Below are 20,431 nucleotides of genomic sequence, written 5' to 3'. Positions count from 1 at the left end.
TGATCCACATGTCTGTCGTACGCGATCTGCGCGTGCTCCTGCGTCTGCGCGACTTCCGCCGTCTGCTGACCGTGCGTCTGCTGTCTCAGGCGGCCGACGGAGTCTTCCAGGTCGCGCTGGCCGCGCACGTCGTGTTCTCCCCCGAGAAGCAGACCACCCCCGGCGCCATCGCGTCGGCCATGGCCGTGCTGCTGCTGCCCTACTCGCTCATCGGCCCGTTCGCCGGGGTGCTGCTCGACCGCTGGCGGCGGCGCCAGATCATCCTGTACGGGAATCTGCTGCGGGCCCTGCTGGCCGCCTGCACCGCCGTGCTGATCCTGACCTCGCTGCCGGACTGGCTCTTCTACGCCTCCGCGCTGGCCGTGACGGCCGTCAACCGGTTCGTACTCGCCGGGCTCTCGGCCGCGCTGCCCCGCGTCGTCGAGAACGAGCGCCTGGTCGTCGCCAACTCCCTCTCCCCGACGGCCGGCACGCTCGCCGCGACCACGGGCGGCGGCCTCGCCTTCCTGGTTCGGCTGCTGTTCTCCAACTCCGACGCCGCCGTCGTGCTGTTGGGCGCCGCGCTGTATCTGTGCTCGGCGCTGGCCTCCGTCACCATGGCACGTGATCTCCTCGGCCCGGATCCGGGGCTGGTGCAGCCGCGGTTGAGGGTCGCCCTCGCGTCCACCGCACGCGGTCTCGGCGCCGGGCTGCGCCATTTGGCCGAGCGGCGCGACGCGGCGGGCGCGCTGATCGCGATGACACTGATGCGCTTCTGCTACGGCGCGCTGACCGTGATGGTGCTGATGCTCTGCCGCTACGCCTGGTCGCGTTCCGAGGAGGATGGGCTCGCTCTGCTGGGGGTGGCGCTCGGTGTCTCGGGAGCGGGCTTCTTCGTCGCCGCCGTCATCACGCCGGCGACGGTCGGGCGCCTCGGCCCGTTCGGCTGGATGGTGACGTGTGCCGCTTCGGCGGCCGTACTGGAACCGGCGCTGGGACTGCCGTTCGCTCCCGTCCCGATGCTCGTCGCCGCGTTCGTCCTCGGCCTCATCACCCAGGGCGCGAAGATCTCGACGGACACGGTGGTGCAGACGTCGGTGGACGACGCGTACCGGGGCCGGATCTTCTCCCTCTACGACGTGCTGTTCAACGTCGCTTTCGTCGGCGCCGCGGGAGTCGCCGCACTGGTGCTGCCGCCGGACGGTCGCTCGGCGCCCCTCGTGCTGGGCGTAGCGGTGGTCTACGCGACGGTCGCGACAGGACTGTTCCGCTGGAAGAAGCCCGCGAAGAAGTAGGAGTAGCGCCCGGAGCACGCGCGAAGGGGCGATGTTTCACGTGAAACATCGCCCCCCACTCCGCCACCGCCGGTCGATGTTTCACGTGAAACATCGACCGGCGGCCACGGTCCGACCTGGACTCAGCTCTGCTGGGCCCACCATTCCTTCAGCGCGCTCACCGCGTCGTCACGTTCCATCGGCCCGTTCTCCAGCCGCAGCTCCAGCAGGAACTTGTACGCGGCGCCGATCTCCGGCCCCGGACCGACACCCAGCGTCTCCATGATCTGGTTGCCGTCCAGGTCGGGCCGGATGGAGTCCAGCTCCTCCTGCTCCTGCAACTGCGCGATCCGCTCCTCAAGGCCGTCGTAGGCACGCGAGAGCGCGGTCGCCTTGCGCTTGTTGCGGGTGGTGCAGTCCGAGCGGGTCAGTTTGTGGAGCCGCTCCAGCAGCGGACCGGCGTCGCGCACATACCGCCGCACCGCCGAGTCGGTCCACTCACCCGTCCCGTAACCGTGGAAGCGCAGATGCAGCTCCACCAGCCGCGTGACGTCCCTCACCAGTTCGTTCGAGTACTTGAGCGCGGTCATCCGCTTCTTGGTCAGCTTCGCCCCCACCACCTCGTGGTGATGGAACGAGACCCCACCGTCCTTCTCGAAGCGCCGTGTCCGGGGCTTACCGATGTCATGGAGCAGCGCGGCCAGCCGCAGCACCAGGTCCGGCCCGTTCTCCTCCAGGGCGATGGCCTGCTCCAGGACGGTCAGCGAGTGCTCGTACACGTCCTTGTGCCGGTGGTGCTCGTCGCTCTCCAGCCGCAGCGCCGGGAGCTCGGGCAGTACGCGCTCCGCAAGGCCGGTGTCGACGAGCAGCGCCAGACCCTTGCGCGGGTGGGCGGAGAGGATCAGCTTGTTCAGCTCCTCCCGCACGCGCTCCGCCGAGACGATCTCGATGCGCTCGGCCATGGCCTTCATCGCGGCGACGACGTCCGGGGCGACCTCGAAGTCGAGCTGCGCGGCGAAGCGCGCGGCCCTGAGCATGCGCAGCGGATCGTCGGAGAAGGACGCCTCGGGGGTGCCGGGCGTACGCAGCACTCCGGCCGCGAGGTCCCCCAGACCGCCGTACGGATCGATGAACTCCTTCTGCGGCAGCGCGACGGCCATCGCGTTGACGGTGAAGTCCCGGCGCACGAGATCGTCCTCGATGGAGTCCCCGTACGACACCTCGGGCTTGCGCGACGTGCGGTCGTAGGCCTCGGAGCGGTAGGTCGTGACCTCGATCTGGAAATCCTGCCGGTCGTCGCCGACCCCGCCCTCCTTCTGGACACCGACCGTGCCGAACGCGATCCCGACCTCCCAGACCGAGTCCGCCCAGGGCCGGACGATCTTCAGTACGTCGTCGGGCCTGGCGTCGGTCGTGAAGTCGAGGTCGTTGCCGAGGCGACCGAGGAGGGCGTCCCTCACCGAGCCCCCGACCAGGGCGAGTGTGAAACCTGCCTCCTGGAATCGGCGGGCGAGATCGTCGGCGACAGGGGACACCCGCAGCAGTTCGCTGACCGCGCGGCGCTGCACCTGACTCAGTGCAAGGGGAGTCTCTTCGTTGGCGTTCGGCACAACAGAAAAGGGTACGTGCCCCGGCCGACCCCGGCGCCCGAGTTTCCGGTGCACGGGTTTCCGCTCACCCATGAGATTCTTCCGATCATGAGGGGTCGGTCCCCGGCACTTCGTCACAGCGCACATCGTTACCATGCGTGGACGCACAATCGACGACGACCATTGACGACGACGAGGGACGGGCGGGCGCGTGGCCGAGGCGGCAGACATCCAGGGGATGAAGCACTCTCCTGCCCGCCGACGGCTCGGGCGCACCGCCGCCGTGGCCACAGGGGTGCCGCTCCTGGCCGGGCTGCTGGGGGGCCTCGCGGCGCCGCAGGCGGCCGCGGCCGGTCCGACCGTCTCCGCGGCCACCACAGAGGCCGCCACGGCGTCCCCGGCGAGCGCCGCCGCCGAGCCGTCCGGGTCGAGCACCGTCTCTGTCGCACTCGACACCCTGGCGCCCAGCGCGCCGACGAAGGGCGACACCCTCACGATCTCCGGCACGGTGACCAACAAGAGCAAGAAGCCGGTCACCGACGCTCAGGTCGATCTCCGGGTGGGCCCGCGGCTCAACGGCAGGACCGCCATCGACGACGCGGTCGAGCGTTCCAGCGACACCACGTACGACCCACTGCCGGTGGGCGGCAAATACAAGGTGGAGTTCGACAAGCTCGCCTCGGGCATCAGCTACGACTTCGCCCTGTCCGTGCCGGTGAACAAGCTCGGCCTGGGGGCGGACGGTGTCTACCAACTCGGCGTGACGCTCACGGGCCGGACGGCGGCCGAGCCGTACGACCACACGCTCGGCGTCCGGCGGACGTTCCTGCCGTGGCAGCCGGAAGCTGTGGACACCAAGACCAAGTTCACCTATCTCTGGCCGCTGATCTCCACCTCCCACATCTCCGCCGAGACGGGTTCGGACGATCAGCAGACCCCGGTCTTCGAGAACGACGACCTGGCCGAGGAGCTGGCCCCCGGCGGCCGGCTGGAGCAGCTCGTCTCCCTCGGCAGCCAGCTTCCCGTCACCTGGGTCGTCGACCCGGACCTCCTCGCCACCGTCGTGGCGATGACCGAGCCGTACCGCGTACGGGACGGGAACTCCACGGTCACGGGCAAGAACCAGCTCGTCGCCAGGACGTGGCTCAACTCCCTGGAGAAGGCCGTCCAGGACAACCCCAACATCGTCGCTCTGCCCTTCGGCGACCCCGACCTGGCGTCCCTGGCCCACGGCGGTGAGAACGTCTCCGGCACCCTGGGCCATCTCCAGGGCTCCAGCGAGGTGGCCGCGCTGACCGTGGAGTCCACCCTCCATGTGCAGCCCGCCACCGACTTCGCGTGGCCGGTGAACGGCGCCGTCGATCCGGCGATCGTCGATGTCGCGACCTCCGCGGGCGCCGACAAGGTGATCTCGCGCAGCGACAGCATCCAGGACAACCTGCCGTACACGGCGAGCGCGGCGCGGCCCATCGGCGGCGGTACGACGGCCGTGGTCAGCGACACCCGGCTGTCCACGGCGTTCGAGAGCGATGTGAGCACGGCGGGCAGTTCCACGCTCGCGGTCCAGAAGTTCCTCGCCCAGTCGCTGGCCGTGACCCTCCAGGACTCCTCCAAGCAGCGCAACATCGTCGTCGCCCCGCAGCGGACGCCGTCGGCCGGGCAGGCGCAGTCCATGGCCCGCGCCCTCCAGGGGCTGGACGGGCAGCGCTGGACCCAGTCGTCCGACCTGGTCGCCGCCGCCGCGGCCAAGCCGGACACGAACGCCACGACCAAGGTGCCCGGCGCCTCGCGGTATCCGGACAAGCTCCATGACCAGGAGCTCCCCCCGTCCGCGTTCGAGGAGATCAAGGGGATCGACGAACGGCTCGGGAAGTTCAAGGCCATCCTGACCCTTCCCGACCGGGTCGCGACGCCCTTCGCCAACGCCGTCAACCGGGCTGTCTCGACGTCCTGGCGGGGCGACGTGCAGGGCGCCAGGGAGTACCGCGCCTCGGTGAACCGCTATCTGATGAGCCTCTCCAGCGAGGTCCAGCTCATCCAGAAGTCGGAACTGACCCTGTCCGGACGCAGCGCGACCATCCCGGTGACGGTCCAGAACCAGCTGCTGCAAGACGTCGACCACCTCGTCCTGCGTCTCCAGTCCACGAACAAGACTCGTCTGAAGCTGGACGACGGCAGCGCCGTCACCCAGCAGGAGATCAAGATCGACGGCGGGCACACCCAGGTGGTGAAGTTCACCGGCACGGCCAACGCCAACGGGCCCGTGGGGCTCACGGCCCAGCTGTACACCGCCGACGGGCGGCCGTACGGCAACCCCATGACATTCCAGGTCAGGGTCTCCGAGCTCACTCCGACCGTGATGCTCGTCATCGCCGGCGGTGTGCTGCTCCTCGTCCTGGCCGGGGTCAAGATGTACAGCCAGCGCAAGCGGGCGGTGGCGGCGAAGGCGGCCGAGGACAAGACCGCCGCGGACGCCGCCGCAGAGGCCGGTGGCACTGACGAGGACGCCGGCGAGGACGAGGGCGAGGTCGCCGAGAACGGCGACGCGCACGACGGCGGCCCTGCCGACGACGCTGCCGCTGTCGACGACGCGAAGACGGCCCCGGCGCCCGTCGCTCCGCCCTCGGCGGAGGAGATTCCCGGAGACGTCGACGGCGCCGAACCCGGGCAGCCGAGTGACCCGACCCCGGACACCCGTCCGGAAAGCGGGGACCCGTCGGGCAAGGGTGAGAAAGTGGACCGTTGAGCGATGTCGTGGCCGGCCGGCCGGGGACGATGAGGTGGGGTAACCATGAACGCGCCGTACGACGGTGACCGCGGGCAGCGTGCTGGCGGCGATCCGGCAGGGCATGTTCCGCCGCAGCCTCCCGCAGCCGACCCCAACGCCCCCGTGCCCGACCCCGCAAGGGACCCGTACAACCAGGGGCCGTACGCCCCGGGGCCCTACACCCAAGCGCCGTACGCCCAGGCCCCGTACAGCCCGGACCAGTACGCGCAGGACGCGTACGCCCAGGATCCGTACGTCCAGGACGCCTACCGGCACGATCCCTACCGCGCGCAGGACCTCTCGGCGCAGGACCCGGTGTCCGAGGCGCTCTACGACCGCGCCGCGCATCCGCCGCCGCCTCCCGGCACCTATCCGGAGACGATGCCGCTCTACCAGCAGCCGCCGGTGCAGCAGCACTCCCCCGATCCGCGTGTCTGGGCCCAGCCCCCGCCGCCGGAGCCCGACGGTCCGTCCCGCCACCTGCCGTTCGGGGACGACGCGCGGACCACGCAGTTCATGGGCGTCGACGAGCTCGTCACCCGGGCACGCACCGACGAGCAGGAGCCCGACGCCTTCGCGCATCTCTTCCGCGACCAGCAGGGGATGGGCCGGCCGACGGCCGCCCCCGAACCCGAGGCGGCCCCCGCGCCGCCCGCGAAGAAGGCCGGCGGACGTGCTTCGAGTCTGCTGAAGTCCAGCGCGGTGATGGCGGCGGGCACGCTCGTCTCCCGGCTCACCGGCTTCGTACGCTCCGCCCTGATCGTGGCCGCGCTCGGTGCCGCCACGCTCGGCGACACCTTCCAGCTGGCCATCACCCTGCCGACGATGATCTACATCCTGACCATCGGCGGCGGCCTCAACTCCGTCTTCGTCCCGCAGCTCATCCGCGCGATGAAGGACGACGAGGACGGCGGCGAGGCGTACGCGAACCGCCTGCTGACACTGGTCATCGTCATCCTCGGCACACTGACCGCGCTCTCGGTGTTCGCCGCCCCGCTGCTGGTGCGCCTCATGTCGGTGAGCATCGCCGACAACCCGGCGGCCAACGATGTCGCGGTCACCTTCGTGCGCTACTGCCTGATCACCATCTTCTTCATGGGCGTGCACGTGGTGATGGGGCAGATCCTCAACGCCCGCGGCCGGTTCGGCGCGATGATGTGGACGCCGGTCCTCAACAACATCATCATCATCGCCACCCTCGTCATGTTCATCTGGGTGTACGGCGCCGCCGAGGACTCCGGGATGACGGTCGCGTCCATCCCGCCCGAGGCGGAGCGCCTGCTCGGTGTCGGCGTGGTGCTCGGCCTCACCGTCCAGGCCCTCGCGATGATCCCCTACCTCCGTGAGACGGGCTTCCGGATCCGGCTGCGATTCGACTGGCGCGGCCACGGCCTCGGCAAGGCCGCCAAGCTCGCCAAGTGGACCGTGCTGTTCGTCCTCGCCAACCAGGCCGGTGTGCTGGTCGTCTCGCAGCTCTCCACGGCTGCGGGCGTCGACTCGGGCACCCAGGGCGCGGGTTACATCGCCTACTCCAACGCCCAGCTGATCTGGGGCATGCCACAGGCCATCATCACCGTCTCGGTCATGGCGGCCCTGCTGCCCCGGCTCTCCCGCTCGGCGCACGACGGCGACACCGGAGCCGTACGCGACGACATCTCGCAGGGCCTGCGCAACTCGGCCGTCGCGATCGTCCCCGTCGCCTTCAGCTTCGTCGCCCTCGGCATCCCGATGTGCACACTGATCTTCGGCTCCTCCGGCATCGAGTCGGCGCGCTCCATGGGCTACATGCTGATGGCCTTCGGCCTCGGTCTGATCCCGTTCTCCGTGCAGTACGTGGTGCTGCGTGCCTTCTACGCGTACGAGGACACCCGGACTCCCTTCTACAACACGGTCATCGTGGCCGTTGTGAACGCCGCCGCCTCCGCCGTCTGCTTCGTCGTCCTTCCCTCGCGCTGGGCCGTCGTGGGCATGGCCGCCTCGTACGGGCTCGCCTACGCCGTCGGCGTGGGTATCGCCTGGCGCAGGCTCAAGAAGCGGCTGGGGGGCGATCTGGACGGCTCTCACGTGCTGCGTACGTACGCCCGGCTCTGCCTGGCGTCCGTCCCCGGCACGATCGCCGCCGGCGCCGTCGCCTACCTGGTGCTCGAAAAGCTCGGCAGTGAAGTGCTGGGCTCGTTCGCAGCGCTGGCGATCGGCGGGATCGTCCTGTTGGGCGGCTTCTTCGTCGTCGCACGAAAACTGCGTATCGAAGAGATGAACGCCTTGGTCGGAATGGTCAGGGGCCGTCTCGGGCGCTAGCGCGCGGCGCCCGAGCACAACCATCGTCGGCCGCCGTGTGTCGTGCATAGCGTCCAACTGTGGGCACAATTGGCGTGGCTGTTGGACAGTGCGCAACGGATGGGGAGGCAGGAGCGACGGTGGCGGAACGGAGCACGGCTGCCGTCGAGGTGGCCGACAACAGCGGTGACGAACCGCCGGCCGCCCAGGCGGACAAGGCCACCACCGACGGGGTGGCGAAGGCCCAGAACGCCGAGGACGACAAGGCCGGGGAGCCAGGAGCCGAGAAATCGGCGGAGTCGACGGGGGAGAAGCCGGAGACGGGCGGGGCCGAGGAATCGGCGGAGACGGGCGGCGAGAAGCGCCAGGAGACCCGGCCGACCGTGGCGGCACCCGAACTCCACAGCGGCCACAAGCTCGCCAGACGCTACCGCCTCGAAGAGTGCGTCACCCGTCTGGACGGGTTCAGCAGCTGGCGCGCGGTCGACGAGAAGCTGCGCCGCGCCGTCGGCGTGCACCTCCTGCCCGCCGACCACCCACGGGCCCGCTCCGTGCTGGCGGCGGCCCGTTCCTCCGCCCTCCTCGGGGACCCGCGCTTCGTCCAGGTCCTCGACGCCGTCGAGGAGAACGACCTCGTCTACGTCGTCCACGAGTGGCTGCCCGACGCGACGGAACTCACCGCGATCCTCGCCGCCGGCCCGATGGAGGCCCACGACGCCTACCAGCTCGTCAGCCAGGTGTCGCAGGCGCTGGCCGCCGCGCACCGCGAAGGCCTGGCCCATCTGAAGCTGACGCCCGGGGCCGTCCTGCGCAGCTCCACCGGCCAGTACCGGATCCGCGGCCTCGCCGTGAACGCCGCCCTGCGCGGCATCAGCGCGGAACGCCCCCAGCGCACCGACACCGAGGCGATCGGCGCGCTCCTGTACGCGGCGCTGACGCACCGCTGGCCGTATGAGACGGACGCCTACGGCCTCGCGGGGCTGCCCAAGGGCGTCGGTCTGATCGCTCCCGACCAGGTGCGGGCCGGGGTCCACCGCGGTCTGTCCGAGCTCGCCATGCGCGCCCTGGTCAACGAGGGCGCCACCGCCTCGCGCCAGGACCCGCCCTGCACCACTCCCGACGAACTGGCCAAGGCCGTCGCCGAGATGCCTCGTGTACGGCCCCCGGAGCCCACGTTCGCCGCGCCGCCCGAGTACCAGCGCACCACCTACCAGCAGGGCTCGTACGCGCGCCCCGCCACCCGGCCCATCGGTCAGCCCGTCCCCCGGCCCGCGCCCGTCCCGCCACCGCCCCTTCAGAGCCGTACCGGCAAGGCACTTAAGTGGACGGTCTCCGCGCTCCTCATCGCCGTGCTGGGGCTCGCCAGCTGGCAGGTCGCCGACCACATGCTCAACCGCAAGAACACCGACGAGACGAATCAGTCCCAGTCGGCGGACGGTGACCAGCAGAAGCCCCCGCCCCGGACCCCGAAGAATCTGAAGATCGCCGACACCGCGGTGTTCGCGCCCGACGGTTCCGGCGTCAAGGAGCAGGACGTCCACCTGGCCACGGACGGCAACACCGGCACCGCCTGGATCACCCCGAAGTACACCGGCTACGCGAACTACGGCAATCTGCCCAGCCGCCGGGGCGGCAGCGGGATAGTCGTCGATCTCGGCAGCGTGCAGGATGTGTACGGCGTCGATGTCGCCATGTACCGCGGCGGCCAGAAGGTCCAGGTTCTCGCCGCCGGCGAGAACGCCTCGTCGCCGTCGGGCCTCTCGGACTTCTCCCAGCGCATCACCGAACTGGGGCAGACCGGCAGCAATGTGAAGGCGGCCCTGGACAAGCCCGTCAGAACCAGGTACGTACTGATCCACATCACGGAACTCGCTCCGGACACATCCGCGAACGAGTTCCGGGGCGGAATCTCGGAGATCAAGGTCATAGGCTGACCCTGCGGACCAGGGGGAGGGGGCTCACCGTTGGAAGACGCCACACTCGCCGGCGTGAACGACCAGGATCTCCTGGCACGTCACGTCGAGGGGGATCCTGACGCCTTCGGTGAGCTCGTACGACGCCACCGCGACCGCCTCTGGGCCGTGGCGCTGCGCACGCTGGGAGACCGCGAGGAAGCCGCCGACGCCGTGCAGGACGCGCTGGTGTCCGCCTTCCGCGCCGCCCACACCTTCCGCGGCCAGTCCGCCGTCACGACCTGGCTGCACCGCATCACCGTCAACGCCTGTCTCGACCGCGCGAGGAAGGCCGCCTCCCGCAAGACGTCACCCGTGGACGACACGGAGCGCCTGGACCAGCTTCTCGAACCTCACGAGTCGGCCGAGGCTCCCGCCGAGCGCCAGGACCTCCATCGCCAGCTTCTCGTCGCCCTCGCCAAGCTGCCCGCCGACCAGCGGGCCGCGCTGGTCCTGGTCGACATGCAGGGGTACCCCGTGGCGGAGGCCGCGCAGGTTCTCGACGTACCCGTCGGGACCATAAAGAGCCGCTGCGCGCGCGGCCGGGCCAGACTCCTGCCGATGCTCACCCATCTGCGGGAGAGCACCGGCGGCACCGGTGAGAGAGGCGGTCTGGGAGCACAAAGGAACCGGACGCCGGGGACATCCGTCCCATCGGAGCCGGGACCACCGAACAGAGGACCGGACACAGGGCCAGTCACCGGACCAGACGCGGGACCACAGGGTCCTGCCGCCGTGAAGGGAGGAGGTGGGCGCGCGTGACAACCACGACCGGCACGACCGAGCACCCGGACGTCTCGGAGATCTCCGACCTCACGGAGGGCCTGCTCTCCCCCGCGCGGAGCGTCGAGCTGCGCGAACACCTCGACGGCTGCTCGCTGTGCGCCGAGGTCCACGAGTCGCTGGAGGAGATCCGCGGACTGCTGGGATCGCTGCCCGGCCCGCCGCGTATGCCCGCCGACGTGGCCGCCCGGGTCGACGCCGCCCTGGCCGCCGAGGCCCTGCTGAACGCGACCGCACCGGATCCGCTCGCGGTGGAGACGACCGCCGATGTTTCACGTGAAACATCGCGCGCCGCCGAGGCCACCGACGACGCACCGGACACGTTCGAGCGGGAGTCCGAGACCGTCCCCGCCGCCGACGCTCCTCGGGCAGACCGGTCGGACCGCCCTGCGGGCCGCCCACGGGCGGCCACCGGCCCCGGCCGCACCCGGCAGCAGCGCCGCCGTCGCGGTGCGATCCTCGGTGCCGTCTTCGGAACGGCGGCGATCGGCGTGAGCGTTCTGCTGTTCCAGACGTCGTCGCTCTCCGGGGGAGACTCCGCGTCCTCCTACAAGTCCGACGCGGGAGCGAACCAGGCCGACGGCGCCAGTGTCGCGTTCTCCGGCACCGGAATGCAGGAGAAGGTCCACTCCCTGCTCAAGCCCGCCACCGCCACCGCCACCGCCACCGGCAAGCCGCGCGTGGGCGAGGGCCAGGAATCCACCAAGGACGCGCCCAGCGCCTCCGCCTCCCCCAGGCTGACGCAGCAGGTGCCGCCCTGCATCCAGCAGGGGACCGGCCGTACGGACACGCCGCTCGCCGCCGAGAGGGGCACATACGAGGGCACTGATGCCTTCCTCCTCGTCCTGTCGGATCCCACGGACGGCAGCTTGGTGGAGGCGTACGTCATCGATGCGGCGTGCGTCGACAACATCCCGCCCGTCAAGGGCGAACTCCTGCTCTCGCAGACCTATTCCCGCCGCTGACAGACTGCCCGGCGCCGCCGGGACCTCGCGGGAATGCGAGGCCCGTAGGATCCGTTGGGTGGGGTGAGAGTCCTGAACCGCCCCGTTGGCAGTAGCAGGCAGTCTGCAGAGACGAGGAAGTAACCCGTGAGCGACGTCCGTAATGTGATCATCATCGGCTCCGGGCCGGCCGGCTACACGGCTGCGCTCTACACCGCACGCGCGTCGCTGCGTCCCCTCGTGTTCGAGGGTGCCGTCACCGCAGGTGGCGCGCTGATGAACACCACCGATGTGGAGAACTTCCCCGGCTTCCGCGACGGCATCATGGGCCCCGACCTGATGGACAACATGCGGGCGCAGGCGGAGCGCTTCGGTGCCGAGCTGGTCCCGGACGACGTCATCTCGGTCGACCTCACCGGGGAGATCAAGACGGTCACCGACACGGCGGGCATCGTGCACCGGGCGAAGGCCGTGATCGTCACGACCGGCTCGCAGCACCGGAAGCTCGGACTGCCCCGCGAGGACGCCCTCTCCGGACGCGGCGTCTCCTGGTGTGCCACATGTGACGGCTTCTTCTTCAAGGACCAGGACATCGCGGTGGTCGGCGGCGGCGACACGGCGATGGAGGAGGCGACCTTCCTCTCCCGGTTCGCCAAGTCGGTCACGATCGTCCACCGCCGTGACAGCCTGCGGGCCTCCAAGGCCATGCAGGACCGGGCCTTCGCCGACCCGAAGATCCGGTTCGCCTGGGACAGCGCGGTCGAGGAGATCCATGGTGAGCAGAAGCTCTCCGGTCTGACCCTGCGCAACACCAAGACCGGTGAGACGTCCGAGCTGCCGGTGACCGGGCTGTTCATCGCCGTGGGCCACGACCCGCGTACCGAGCTCTTCAAGGGCCAGCTCGACCTCGACGGCGAGGGTTACCTCACGGTGGACGCGCCCTCGACGCGCACCAACCTCACGGGTGTCTTCGCCGCCGGAGACGTCGTCGACCACACCTACCGTCAGGCGATCACCGCCGCGGGCACCGGATGCTCCGCGGCCCTCGACGCCGAGCGCTTCCTCTCCGCGCTGGCCGACGGCGAGAACGCCGCCGAGCCGGAGAAGAGTGCCGAGCCGGAGAAGACCGCCTCCGTCTGACCAGCAGTACCGCGTATCCACACCCCACGAAGTTAGGAGGCCGCCGTGGCCGGCGACCTGAAGCATGTGACCGACGACTCGTTCGACGAGGACGTCCTCAAGAGCGACAAGCCCGTACTGGTGGACTTCTGGGCCGCCTGGTGCGGACCGTGCCGCCAGATCGCACCGTCGCTCGAAGCCATCGCGGCCGAGCACGGCGACAAGATCAAGGTCGTCAAGCTCAACATCGACGAGAACCCGGCCACCGCAGCCAAGTACGGCGTCATGTCCATCCCGACGCTGAACGTCTACCAGAACGGCGAGGTCGCCAAGACCATCGTCGGCGCCAAGCCCAAGGCCGCCATCGTGCGCGACCTGGAGACCTTCATCGGTGACAGTGCACCGGTGAGCAAGGAAGCAACCACCTAAGCACCACGCACCACGCACGATGTTTCACGTGAAACGGGCCCGTCCCCCTGGCAGAGGGGGACGGGCCCGTTCTTGTCTCTTCCGCGACTCCGCAACGCCAAGACTCCGCGCCATCAGAGCGGCCTGAGCGCCGGATCCTTCTGCACCGCGCCCAGCAGCCTGTCCAGGGCGTGCTCGACGTCTTCCTTCCAGGAGAGCGTCGTCCGCAGATCGAGCCTCAGCCGCGGGTACGCGGGATGCGTGCGTACGGTCTTGAACCCCACAGCCAGCAGATGGTCCGCCGGCAGCACACAGGCCGGCTCCTTCCAGCGCGCGTCCCCGAACGCCTCGATCGCCTTGAACTCACGCCGCAGCAGATCCTTCGCGACCGTCTGCACCATCACCCGGCCGAGCCCCTGCCCCCGATAGCCCGGCATGATCCAGCCGGTTATCAGCTGTACGGCGTCCGGAGAGACCGGACTCGTCGGAAACGCCGTGGCGCGGGGCACGTACGCCGGAGGCGCGTACAGAACGAAGCCGACGGGCACGTCGTCCACGTAGACCAGCCGGCCGCACGACCCCCACTCCAGCAGGACGGCCGAGATCCAGGCTTCCTTCTCCTGCCGGGCCCTGCCGGCTCCTACCGCCGCTTTTCCCCTGACCGGATCAAGCTCCCAGAAGACGCACTCCCCGCATCGTCGGGGGAGGTCGGGAAGGTTGTCCAGCGTGAGCGGTACGAGCCGTCGCCCCATCGAGGCAGTTCCTCACTTCCTGCGCCTGCCGCGCCACGAGCCGCGGTCAGTGCGCTGCGCTCCCGAAGCAGGCTGCCGACGAAACCGCCGACGACCCCCAGGCCCAGTCCAGCTGACATCAGTTGGCTGCGGCTCACCGATTGCATGGCCCCGCCCTTCCTCTGAGGTGGATCAAGGTGGATGCGCCATACCAGAACGCATCGTATCCACCCAGAGGTGCCGCGCACACCGGAGGACGGCAAAGGGCGGGCCGTGTTCCGGTTCGTACCGGACAAGGCCCGCCCTTATGGCGGTGTGCGGAGCGTCAGCTCTCGTCGGGCTCCAGGCCGTTCGACCGGTCGGGGCCGTCCACGCCCTCTGCGTCGTCACCGTCCTCGTCGGCGGGTCCCCTGTCCAGGACGCGGCCCTCGCCGGGGGCGAGAGTGCCGAGGATGCGCTCCAGGTCGACCAGCGAGGCGAACTCGACGGTGATCTTCCCCTTCTTCTGACCGAGGTCGACCTTCACCCGGGTCTCGAAGCGGTCCGACAGCCGGGAGGCCAGATCGTTCAGCGCGGGCGACGGCAGGGCTCCGGCCCGCAGGCCCTTCGATCGAGCTGTGCTCTTGGGCCGTGAACCCATCAGGGTCACGATCTCCTCGACGGCGCGCACGGACAGCCCCTCGGCGACGATGCGGTGGGCCAGCCGGTCCTGCTCGTCCGAGTCGTCCACCGAGAGCAGCGCCCTGGCGTGCCCGGCAGACAGCACCCCGGCGGCGACCCTGCGCTGTACGGGAAGCGAGAGCCGCAGCAGCCGCAGCGTGTTGGAGACCTGCGGACGCGAGCGCCCGATCCGGTCGGCCAGCTGGTCGTGGGTGCAGTGGAAGTCCTTGAGCAACTGGTCGTAGGCCGCGGCCTCTTCCAGCGGGTTCAGCTGCGCCCGGTGGAGGTTCTCCAGCAGGGCGTCCAGCAGCAGCTTCTCGTCCTCGGTGGCGCGGACGATCGCCGGGATGCGCTCCAGACCGGCTTCCCGGCAGGCCCGCCAGCGCCGCTCGCCCATGATGAGCTCGAAGCGCTCCGGCCCCAACTGCCGTACGACGATGGGCTGGAGCAGTCCCACCTCCTTGATGGAGGTGACCAGCTCGGCGAGCGCGTCCTCGTCGAACACCTCACGGGGCTGCCGTGGGTTCGGCGTGATGTAGTCCATCGGCACTTCGGCGAAGTACACGCCTTCCGGCGCGGTCACCTCGGCCGGGACCGGCGTGTCCTGGGCGGGGATCTCCGCCGTCGCCGGTGCGGGCGTCTGCGGCAGCGTCGCCACCTTGGCAGCCGCGACACCGCGCTCCGCCGTCAGGACCGGTCCCTGTCCGGAGGAGTTGGCCTCCCCGGAAGAGGCTGTCTGCTTCTCCTGCGGAGCCGCGGGGATCAGCGCATTGAGCCCACGCCCCAAACCTCTACGTCGGTCGCTCACTGCGTCCCCTTCGAAATGCTCTGCTGACTGTTGCCGATCGCGTGGGCATGCTTGACGTCGTAGCTCATGCCGACCCCACGCAGGGCGATTTCACGAGCGGCTTCGAGGTACGACAGGGAGCCGCTGGAACCCGGATCATAGGTCAGTACCGTCTGCCCGTAGCTCGGCGCCTCCGAGATCCTGACCGATCGAGGGATGCTCGTCCGCAGCACCTCCTCACCGAAGTGGCTGCGGACCTCGTCGGCCACCTGGGAGGCGAGCCGTGTCCTGCCGTCGTACATGGTGAGCAGAATCGTGGACACGTGCAGCGTGGGGTTCAGATGCGCCCGCACCAGGTCCACGTTCCGGATCAGCTGCCCCAGCCCTTCGAGCGCGTAGTACTCGCACTGGATGGGGATCAGTACCTCGGCGCCGGCGACCAGCGCGTTGACGGTCAACAGGCCGAGCGACGGCGGGCAGTCGATCAAGATGTAGTCCAGCGGCTGCTCGTACGCCTCGATCGCCCGCTGAAGCCGGCTCTCCCGCGCGACCAGCGACACCAGCTCGATCTCCGCACCGGCGAGGTCGATGGTGGCGGGTGCGCAGAAGAGACCTTCGACGTCCACCACGGGCTGGACCACGTCGGAGAGCGGCTTGCTCTCCACCAGGACGTCGTAGATCGAGGGGACTTCGGCGTGGTGATCGATCCCGAGCGCCGTGGAGGCGTTGCCCTGGGGATCGAGGTCGACGACGAGGACGCGCGCGCCGTGCAGCGCGAGCGAGGCGGCGAGATTGACCGTGGTCGTGGTCTTGCCGACGCCGCCCTTCTGGTTGGCGATGACCATGACCCGCGTCCGCTCGGGGCGTGGCAAGCCCTCACCGGCGCGCCCCAGGGCCTCCACGGCCAGCTGGGCAGCGCGGCCGATGGGGGTGTCATCCATCGGGGGCGGTGATGTTTCACGTGAAACATCGCCGCCCGACGACTCGGAACGGGGACCGGGGACCGGATCGGTCATCGGTCCCGCGATGTTGGCGTCGGACCGCAAGGATTCACTCTCCTCGACTTCAGGCTCGCAATGAGGAGAGCCTGCCATGCTTTCGGGGTCGGGAACCAGCGAGGCCCGTGGTTCTGTGGATGAATCCATATCTGTGGCCAACCCGGTACCCCTTACGAGGGGTTTCTTGCCCCGCGGTGTGGAAGCGGCGCGACCTCGGCCGATAATGCCCTGCAGCAGGGAACGACGTTTCACGTGAAACACGATGCACTCGCCGCAGGGCTAGACCGTCACGACACTCCGCAGTGGATGGTCCGGGCTGCTTTCCATGGGAGCAGCACCGGCAGAGATCGCCGACAGAGGCCACCGGACTCCATCGGCGGGGGCGTCACCGGCGTCGGCGTACCCGGTCCGCGCGGGCGGCCCTGGCGCGCTTCGTGGCGAACCGCACCCCGCCGGGACTCTCCCCGACCTCCGCGCGCACCACGGTGGCCGGCGGGTCGACCAGACCCTCGCCGACCCGGAGCACCGAGGAATCGATCACACCGAGCTTGCTCAGTGCCGACCGGGCACCCTTCAGCTCCTCCTCGGCCGTGTCCCCCTTGAGCGCCAGCATCTCTCCGTACGGGCGCAGCAGCGGCACGCCCCAGCCGGCCAGCCGGTCCAGCGGTGCCACGGCGCGTGCCGTCACCACATGGACGGGCTGGAGCGTCCCGAGTACTTCCTCGGCGCGCCCCCGCACCACCGTCACATGGTCCAGGCCCAGGAGCTCGACCACTTCCTGGAGGAAGTTCGTGCGCCGGAGCAGCGGCTCCAGCAGCGTGATCCGCAGATCCGGCCGCACCAGCGCCAGCGGGATGCCCGGAAGCCCCGCGCCCGAGCCGACGTCACAGACGCTCACGCCCTCGGGCACGACCTCGGAGAGCACCGCGCAGTTCATCAGGTGCCGCTCCCAGAGCCGCGGCACCTCACGCGGCCCGATGAGACCGCGGGTGACTCCCGCGTCCGCGAGGAGCTCCGCGTACCGGACGGCCGCCGGGAAGGAGTCCCCGAACACCGTCCTCGCCTCGTCCGGCGCAGGGGGAAGCTCTGCTGCCTCCGTCACGGGAACCGTCCTTCCGTACGGAACCACCAAGATGTGGCTCACAGTCACTGTGTGGCTGACAAAGTTCGGCCCCGCCTGTGGACAGACGGGGCCGAGAACCGAGAGACCGCTCAGGCAGGGAGCACGACGACGAAGCGCTGCGGCTCCTCGCCCTCGGACTCACTCCGCAGTCCGGCCGCCGCGACGGCGTCGTGCACGACCTTGCGCTCGAAGGGCGTCATGGGGTTCAGCTTCACCGGCTCACCGGTGCTCTTCACCTCGTCGGCCGTCTTGGCGCCCAGCTCGGCGAGCTCCGTGCGCTTCTTCGCCCGGAAGCCCCCGATGTCCAGCATCAGCCGGCTGCGGTCGCCGGTCTCCCGGTGCACCGCGAGCCGCGTCAGCTCCTGGAGCGCTTCGAGCACCTCGCCGTCCCGCCCGACGAGCTTCTGCAGATCACGGCCACTCACATCGCTGATGATCGAAACCGCGGCCCGGTCGGCCTCGACGTCCATGTCGATGTCACCGTCGAGGTCGGCGATGTCGAGCAGACCTTCGAGATAGTCGGCCGCGATCTCGCCTTCCTGCTCAAGACGGGTGAGGGTGTCACTACCCTCGGCGGCGGCGGAGATGGTGCCTTCCGACACGGATGGACTCCTTCTTACTACGGGCTGGCTACGGGCTTCGGGGCGCTGCGCTTACTTCTTGGTCGGGTGCTTGGGCCGCTGCTGGCCCTTGCGCGGCCCGGACTTGGCCCGTGCGGCACCGTTGCCGGTCTTGCGCGGCGGCTTGGGCTGGCTGTCCTGTGGCTCGTCGTTCTTCTGCAGCGACGTCTTGGGCGCCTCATCGGTGGCGTCGTCGGAAGGCTTCGTTCCCGAAGTCTTCGGCGCGGGCTGCTGGCCGCCGCCGGTCTGTCGCTTCGACTTGGGCTGCCGCTTGGGCTGCTGCCGCTTGGCCGCGTGCGACTCGCCCTCGGGCAGGGCCTCACCCTTGATCACCGTGCCGTCGGGCTGCGCGACAAGACCGGTCTTGGAGAGGCTGTTGACGAACTTACGCTCATTGTCGTTGCGGTCGGGCCCCTTGGCCACGATCGCCGAGACGATGTTGCGCCTGCGCTTCGAGCGGACCTCGTTGTGCGTGGAGATGCTCTTGAGCAGCCGCTGGAGGTACTGGTCCTGGGCCTTGCTGCCCGGAGTCGGGTTCTGGTTGATCACGTACATCTGCTGGCCCATGGTCCACACGTTGGTGGTCAGCCAGTAGACGAGGACACCGACGGGGAAGTTGACGCCCATCACCATGAAGATCAGCGGGAAGATGTACATCAGCATCTTCTGCTGCTGCATGTACGGCGTCTTGACCGTCAGGTCGACGTTCTTCGTCATCAGCTGGCGCTGCGTGTAGAACTGCGACGCCGACATCAGGACGATCATGATCGCGGTGACGACACGTACGGAGAGCTGCGTGGCGTCCAGCGACGCAACCTTGTCGGCGCTGTCGGTGAACTTCGCGGCCAGCGGGGCGCCGAAGATGTGCGCCTGTCGCGCGCTGTCGAGCAGCGACTGGTTGATGACACCGATCGTCTTGCCCGAGGCGATGCTGGAGAGCACGTGGTAGAGGGCGAAGAAGAACGGTGACTGCGCCAGGATGGGAAGGCACGAGGAGAGCGGGTTGGTGCCCGTCTCCTTGTACAGCTTCATCATCTCTTCGGACTGACGCTGCTTGTCGTTCTTGTAGCGCTCCTGGATGGCCTTCATCTTGGGCTGAAGGACCTGCATGTTCCGGGTCGACTTGATCTGCTTGACGAACAGCGGGATCAGACAGATCCGGATGAGTACCACCAGGGACACGATGGACAGTCCCCAGGCCCAGCCCGTATCGGGGCCGAAGATCGCCCCGTACACCGTGTGGAACTGGACGATGACCCACGAGACTGGCGTGGTGATGAAACTGAAGAAACTGGCAATCGTGTCCACTAATCAAGCTCCTTGAGCATTGGACGAGGTCTCTGCGGCCGGACTCGGGGTTTCGGGGGCCGAGGCCGAACCCCCGGAAGGCACGCCGGCGGCGGATTGCCCGCCCTTGGTGCCGCGCCACGCGTTGCGCAGCAGTTCATGCCACCGTGGGCGCTTGCGCGGTGGAACGTGGTCCACACCGCCCGGCGACCACGGATTGCACCGCAGAATGCGCCAGGCCGTCAGACCGATTCCCTTGACCGCGCCATGCCGGTCGATGGCCGTGTAGCCGTAGTGGGAACACGATGGGTAGTACCGGCAGACGGGCCCGAGCAACGGGCTGATCGTCCACTGGTACAGCTTGATCAGAGCCAGCAGCGGGTACTTCATCGCGCGCCCCCTCCCAGCAGCCGCTCAAGGGCGGCGTCCAGGTCTCGGGCCAGCTGTGCATGGTCGGCGTCGCCCGCACCGGGCAGCGCTCGTACGACAACCAGGCTACCGGGGGCCAACCGGGACAGCCGATCGCGTATGAGGTGACGGAGTTTCCGCTTCACCCGGGTCCGTACGACGGCCCCGCCCACGGCTTTGCTTACGACGAAACCCGCCCGCGTCGGGGGATCGCTCTCCCCAGGCGCGTGCGGGTCCGTAGTACCGCTACGTAGATGTACGACAAGAAGCGGGCGTCCGGCCCGTCGTCCCCGGCGTACCGCGGTCGCGAAATCCTCGCGCCGCCTCAGCCGATTCTCGGTAGGCAGCACGTCATAACCTGTTGGCGATCAGGCGGACAGGTTGGCGCGACCCTTGCCACGGCGGTTCGCGAGAATCGCGCGACCGGCGCGGGTGCGCATACGGAGCCGGAAGCCGTGGGTCTTGGCACGACGACGGTTGTTCGGCTGGAAGGTGCGCTTGCTCACTCGGGGGCTCCAGAGATGATGATTGGGAGGGCGGGACATCGCCTGGCTGTCACCGTGCGCCCACGAGAAGCTCGCGATTACGCCCGAGTGCACCGCTTCACGACCACGGATCGTGATCCTTGCCCATCGGAGGCAGGCGGCAGCAGCCATCGACAACTCGACCTGGTCACGGTACGCGCGGCTACGCCATACGGTCAAACCAGCTAGCTGCCACGTTCC

18 protein-coding genes are annotated in these 20,431 nt (G+C 69.3%); 8 read left to right on the top strand and 10 right to left on the bottom strand.

What is annotated here, in order from left to right:
* The first annotated feature begins 8 nt into the window (after positions 1 to 8).
* Positions 9 to 1,274 (top strand): MFS transporter, encoded by a 1,266-nt coding sequence (locus P3L51_RS11450; protein ID WP_354605025.1) that lies wholly within the window; start codon positions 9 to 11, stop codon positions 1,272 to 1,274.
* Between the two features lie 122 nt (positions 1,275 to 1,396).
* Here the strand turns inward: P3L51_RS11450 and P3L51_RS11445 are convergent, their stop codons facing one another.
* Positions 1,397 to 2,863: a CCA tRNA nucleotidyltransferase gene (locus P3L51_RS11445; RefSeq protein WP_354605024.1), complete on the bottom strand. Its 1,467-nt coding sequence runs from the start codon at positions 2,861 to 2,863 to the stop codon at positions 1,397 to 1,399.
* A 190-nt stretch (positions 2,864 to 3,053) separates the two neighbouring features.
* Between P3L51_RS11445 and P3L51_RS11440 the strand changes: the two genes are divergently transcribed.
* From P3L51_RS11440 to trxA, 7 genes are all read left to right on the top strand, one after another.
* Entirely contained in the window at positions 3,054 to 5,588 is a 2,535-nt protein-coding gene (locus P3L51_RS11440; RefSeq protein WP_354605023.1) for a DUF6049 family protein, read from the top strand.
* Between the two features lie 45 nt (positions 5,589 to 5,633).
* Positions 5,634 to 7,907, top strand: a complete 2,274-nt coding sequence (gene murJ, locus P3L51_RS11435; RefSeq protein WP_354605022.1) for a murein biosynthesis integral membrane protein MurJ — start codon at positions 5,634 to 5,636, stop codon at positions 7,905 to 7,907.
* A gap of 119 nt (positions 7,908 to 8,026) precedes the next feature.
* Positions 8,027 to 9,820 (top strand): protein kinase family protein, encoded by a 1,794-nt coding sequence (locus P3L51_RS11430; protein ID WP_354605021.1) that lies wholly within the window; start codon positions 8,027 to 8,029, stop codon positions 9,818 to 9,820.
* A 30-nt stretch (positions 9,821 to 9,850) separates the two neighbouring features.
* Entirely contained in the window at positions 9,851 to 10,600 is a 750-nt protein-coding gene (gene sigM, locus P3L51_RS11425) for an RNA polymerase sigma factor SigM (protein WP_354605020.1), read from the top strand.
* Positions 10,597 to 11,586: an RsmA family anti-sigma factor gene (locus tag P3L51_RS11420; RefSeq protein ID WP_354605019.1), complete on the top strand. Its 990-nt coding sequence runs from the start codon at positions 10,597 to 10,599 to the stop codon at positions 11,584 to 11,586. The genes sigM and P3L51_RS11420 overlap by 4 nt, the downstream gene beginning before the upstream one ends.
* 126 nt (positions 11,587 to 11,712) lie before the next feature.
* Positions 11,713 to 12,705: a thioredoxin-disulfide reductase gene (trxB, locus tag P3L51_RS11415; RefSeq protein ID WP_354605018.1), complete on the top strand. Its 993-nt coding sequence runs from the start codon at positions 11,713 to 11,715 to the stop codon at positions 12,703 to 12,705.
* 45 nt (positions 12,706 to 12,750) lie between these two features.
* Positions 12,751 to 13,113, top strand: a complete 363-nt coding sequence (gene trxA, locus P3L51_RS11410; protein WP_354605017.1) for a thioredoxin — start codon at positions 12,751 to 12,753, stop codon at positions 13,111 to 13,113.
* 113 nt (positions 13,114 to 13,226) lie between these two features.
* Here trxA and P3L51_RS11405 read toward each other — a convergent pair whose 3' ends face one another.
* The 9 genes from P3L51_RS11405 to rpmH all read right to left on the bottom strand — a co-directional run bounded on the left by P3L51_RS11405 (position 13,227) and on the right by rpmH (position 20,212).
* Positions 13,227 to 13,844: a GNAT family N-acetyltransferase gene (locus P3L51_RS11405; protein ID WP_354605016.1), complete on the bottom strand. Its 618-nt coding sequence runs from the start codon at positions 13,842 to 13,844 to the stop codon at positions 13,227 to 13,229.
* Positions 13,845 to 14,148: 304 nt separating this feature from the next.
* On the bottom strand, positions 14,149 to 15,291 hold the full coding sequence (locus P3L51_RS11400) for a ParB/RepB/Spo0J family partition protein (RefSeq protein ID WP_354605015.1): 1,143 nt from the start codon (positions 15,289 to 15,291) through the stop codon (positions 14,149 to 14,151).
* Positions 15,288 to 16,364 carry a ParA family protein gene (locus tag P3L51_RS11395; protein ID WP_354605014.1) on the bottom strand — a complete coding sequence of 359 codons (1,077 nt, stop codon included), beginning with the start codon at positions 16,362 to 16,364 and terminating at the stop codon, positions 15,288 to 15,290. The genes P3L51_RS11400 and P3L51_RS11395 overlap by 4 nt, the downstream gene beginning before the upstream one ends.
* A 289-nt stretch (positions 16,365 to 16,653) precedes the next feature.
* The gene (gene rsmG / locus P3L51_RS11390) at positions 16,654 to 17,370 is read right to left on the bottom strand and encodes a 16S rRNA (guanine(527)-N(7))-methyltransferase RsmG (RefSeq protein ID WP_354605013.1); all 717 of its coding nucleotides are present in this window, start codon (positions 17,368 to 17,370) and stop codon (positions 16,654 to 16,656) included.
* 110 nt (positions 17,371 to 17,480) lie between these two features.
* Positions 17,481 to 17,993 (bottom strand): Jag family protein, encoded by a 513-nt coding sequence (locus P3L51_RS11385; RefSeq protein WP_023540257.1) that lies wholly within the window; start codon positions 17,991 to 17,993, stop codon positions 17,481 to 17,483.
* Positions 17,994 to 18,044: 51 nt separating this feature from the next.
* Positions 18,045 to 19,319 carry a membrane protein insertase YidC gene (gene yidC, locus P3L51_RS11380; RefSeq protein ID WP_354605012.1) on the bottom strand — a complete coding sequence of 425 codons (1,275 nt, stop codon included), beginning with the start codon at positions 19,317 to 19,319 and terminating at the stop codon, positions 18,045 to 18,047.
* Between the two features lie 3 nt (positions 19,320 to 19,322).
* Entirely contained in the window at positions 19,323 to 19,688 is a 366-nt protein-coding gene (gene yidD, locus P3L51_RS11375) for a membrane protein insertion efficiency factor YidD (RefSeq protein ID WP_354605011.1), read from the bottom strand.
* Positions 19,685 to 20,056: a ribonuclease P protein component gene (gene rnpA / locus P3L51_RS11370; RefSeq protein WP_354605010.1), complete on the bottom strand. Its 372-nt coding sequence runs from the start codon at positions 20,054 to 20,056 to the stop codon at positions 19,685 to 19,687. Before rnpA ends, yidD begins: the two co-directional genes overlap by 4 nt.
* Before the next feature lie 18 nt (positions 20,057 to 20,074).
* The gene (gene rpmH / locus P3L51_RS11365; RefSeq protein ID WP_014047156.1) at positions 20,075 to 20,212 is read right to left on the bottom strand and encodes a 50S ribosomal protein L34; all 138 of its coding nucleotides are present in this window, start codon (positions 20,210 to 20,212) and stop codon (positions 20,075 to 20,077) included.
* Between the last annotated feature and the right edge of the window lie 219 nt (positions 20,213 to 20,431).

Origin of the sequence: Streptomyces panacea, from assembly GCF_040560175.1 — a bacterium.
In the GTDB taxonomy this organism is placed as follows: Bacteria; Actinomycetota; Actinomycetes; order Streptomycetales; family Streptomycetaceae; genus Streptomyces; species Streptomyces panacea.
Note: the sequence above shows the minus strand (reverse complement) of the source record. Positions and strands in the feature narration are given on the sequence as shown.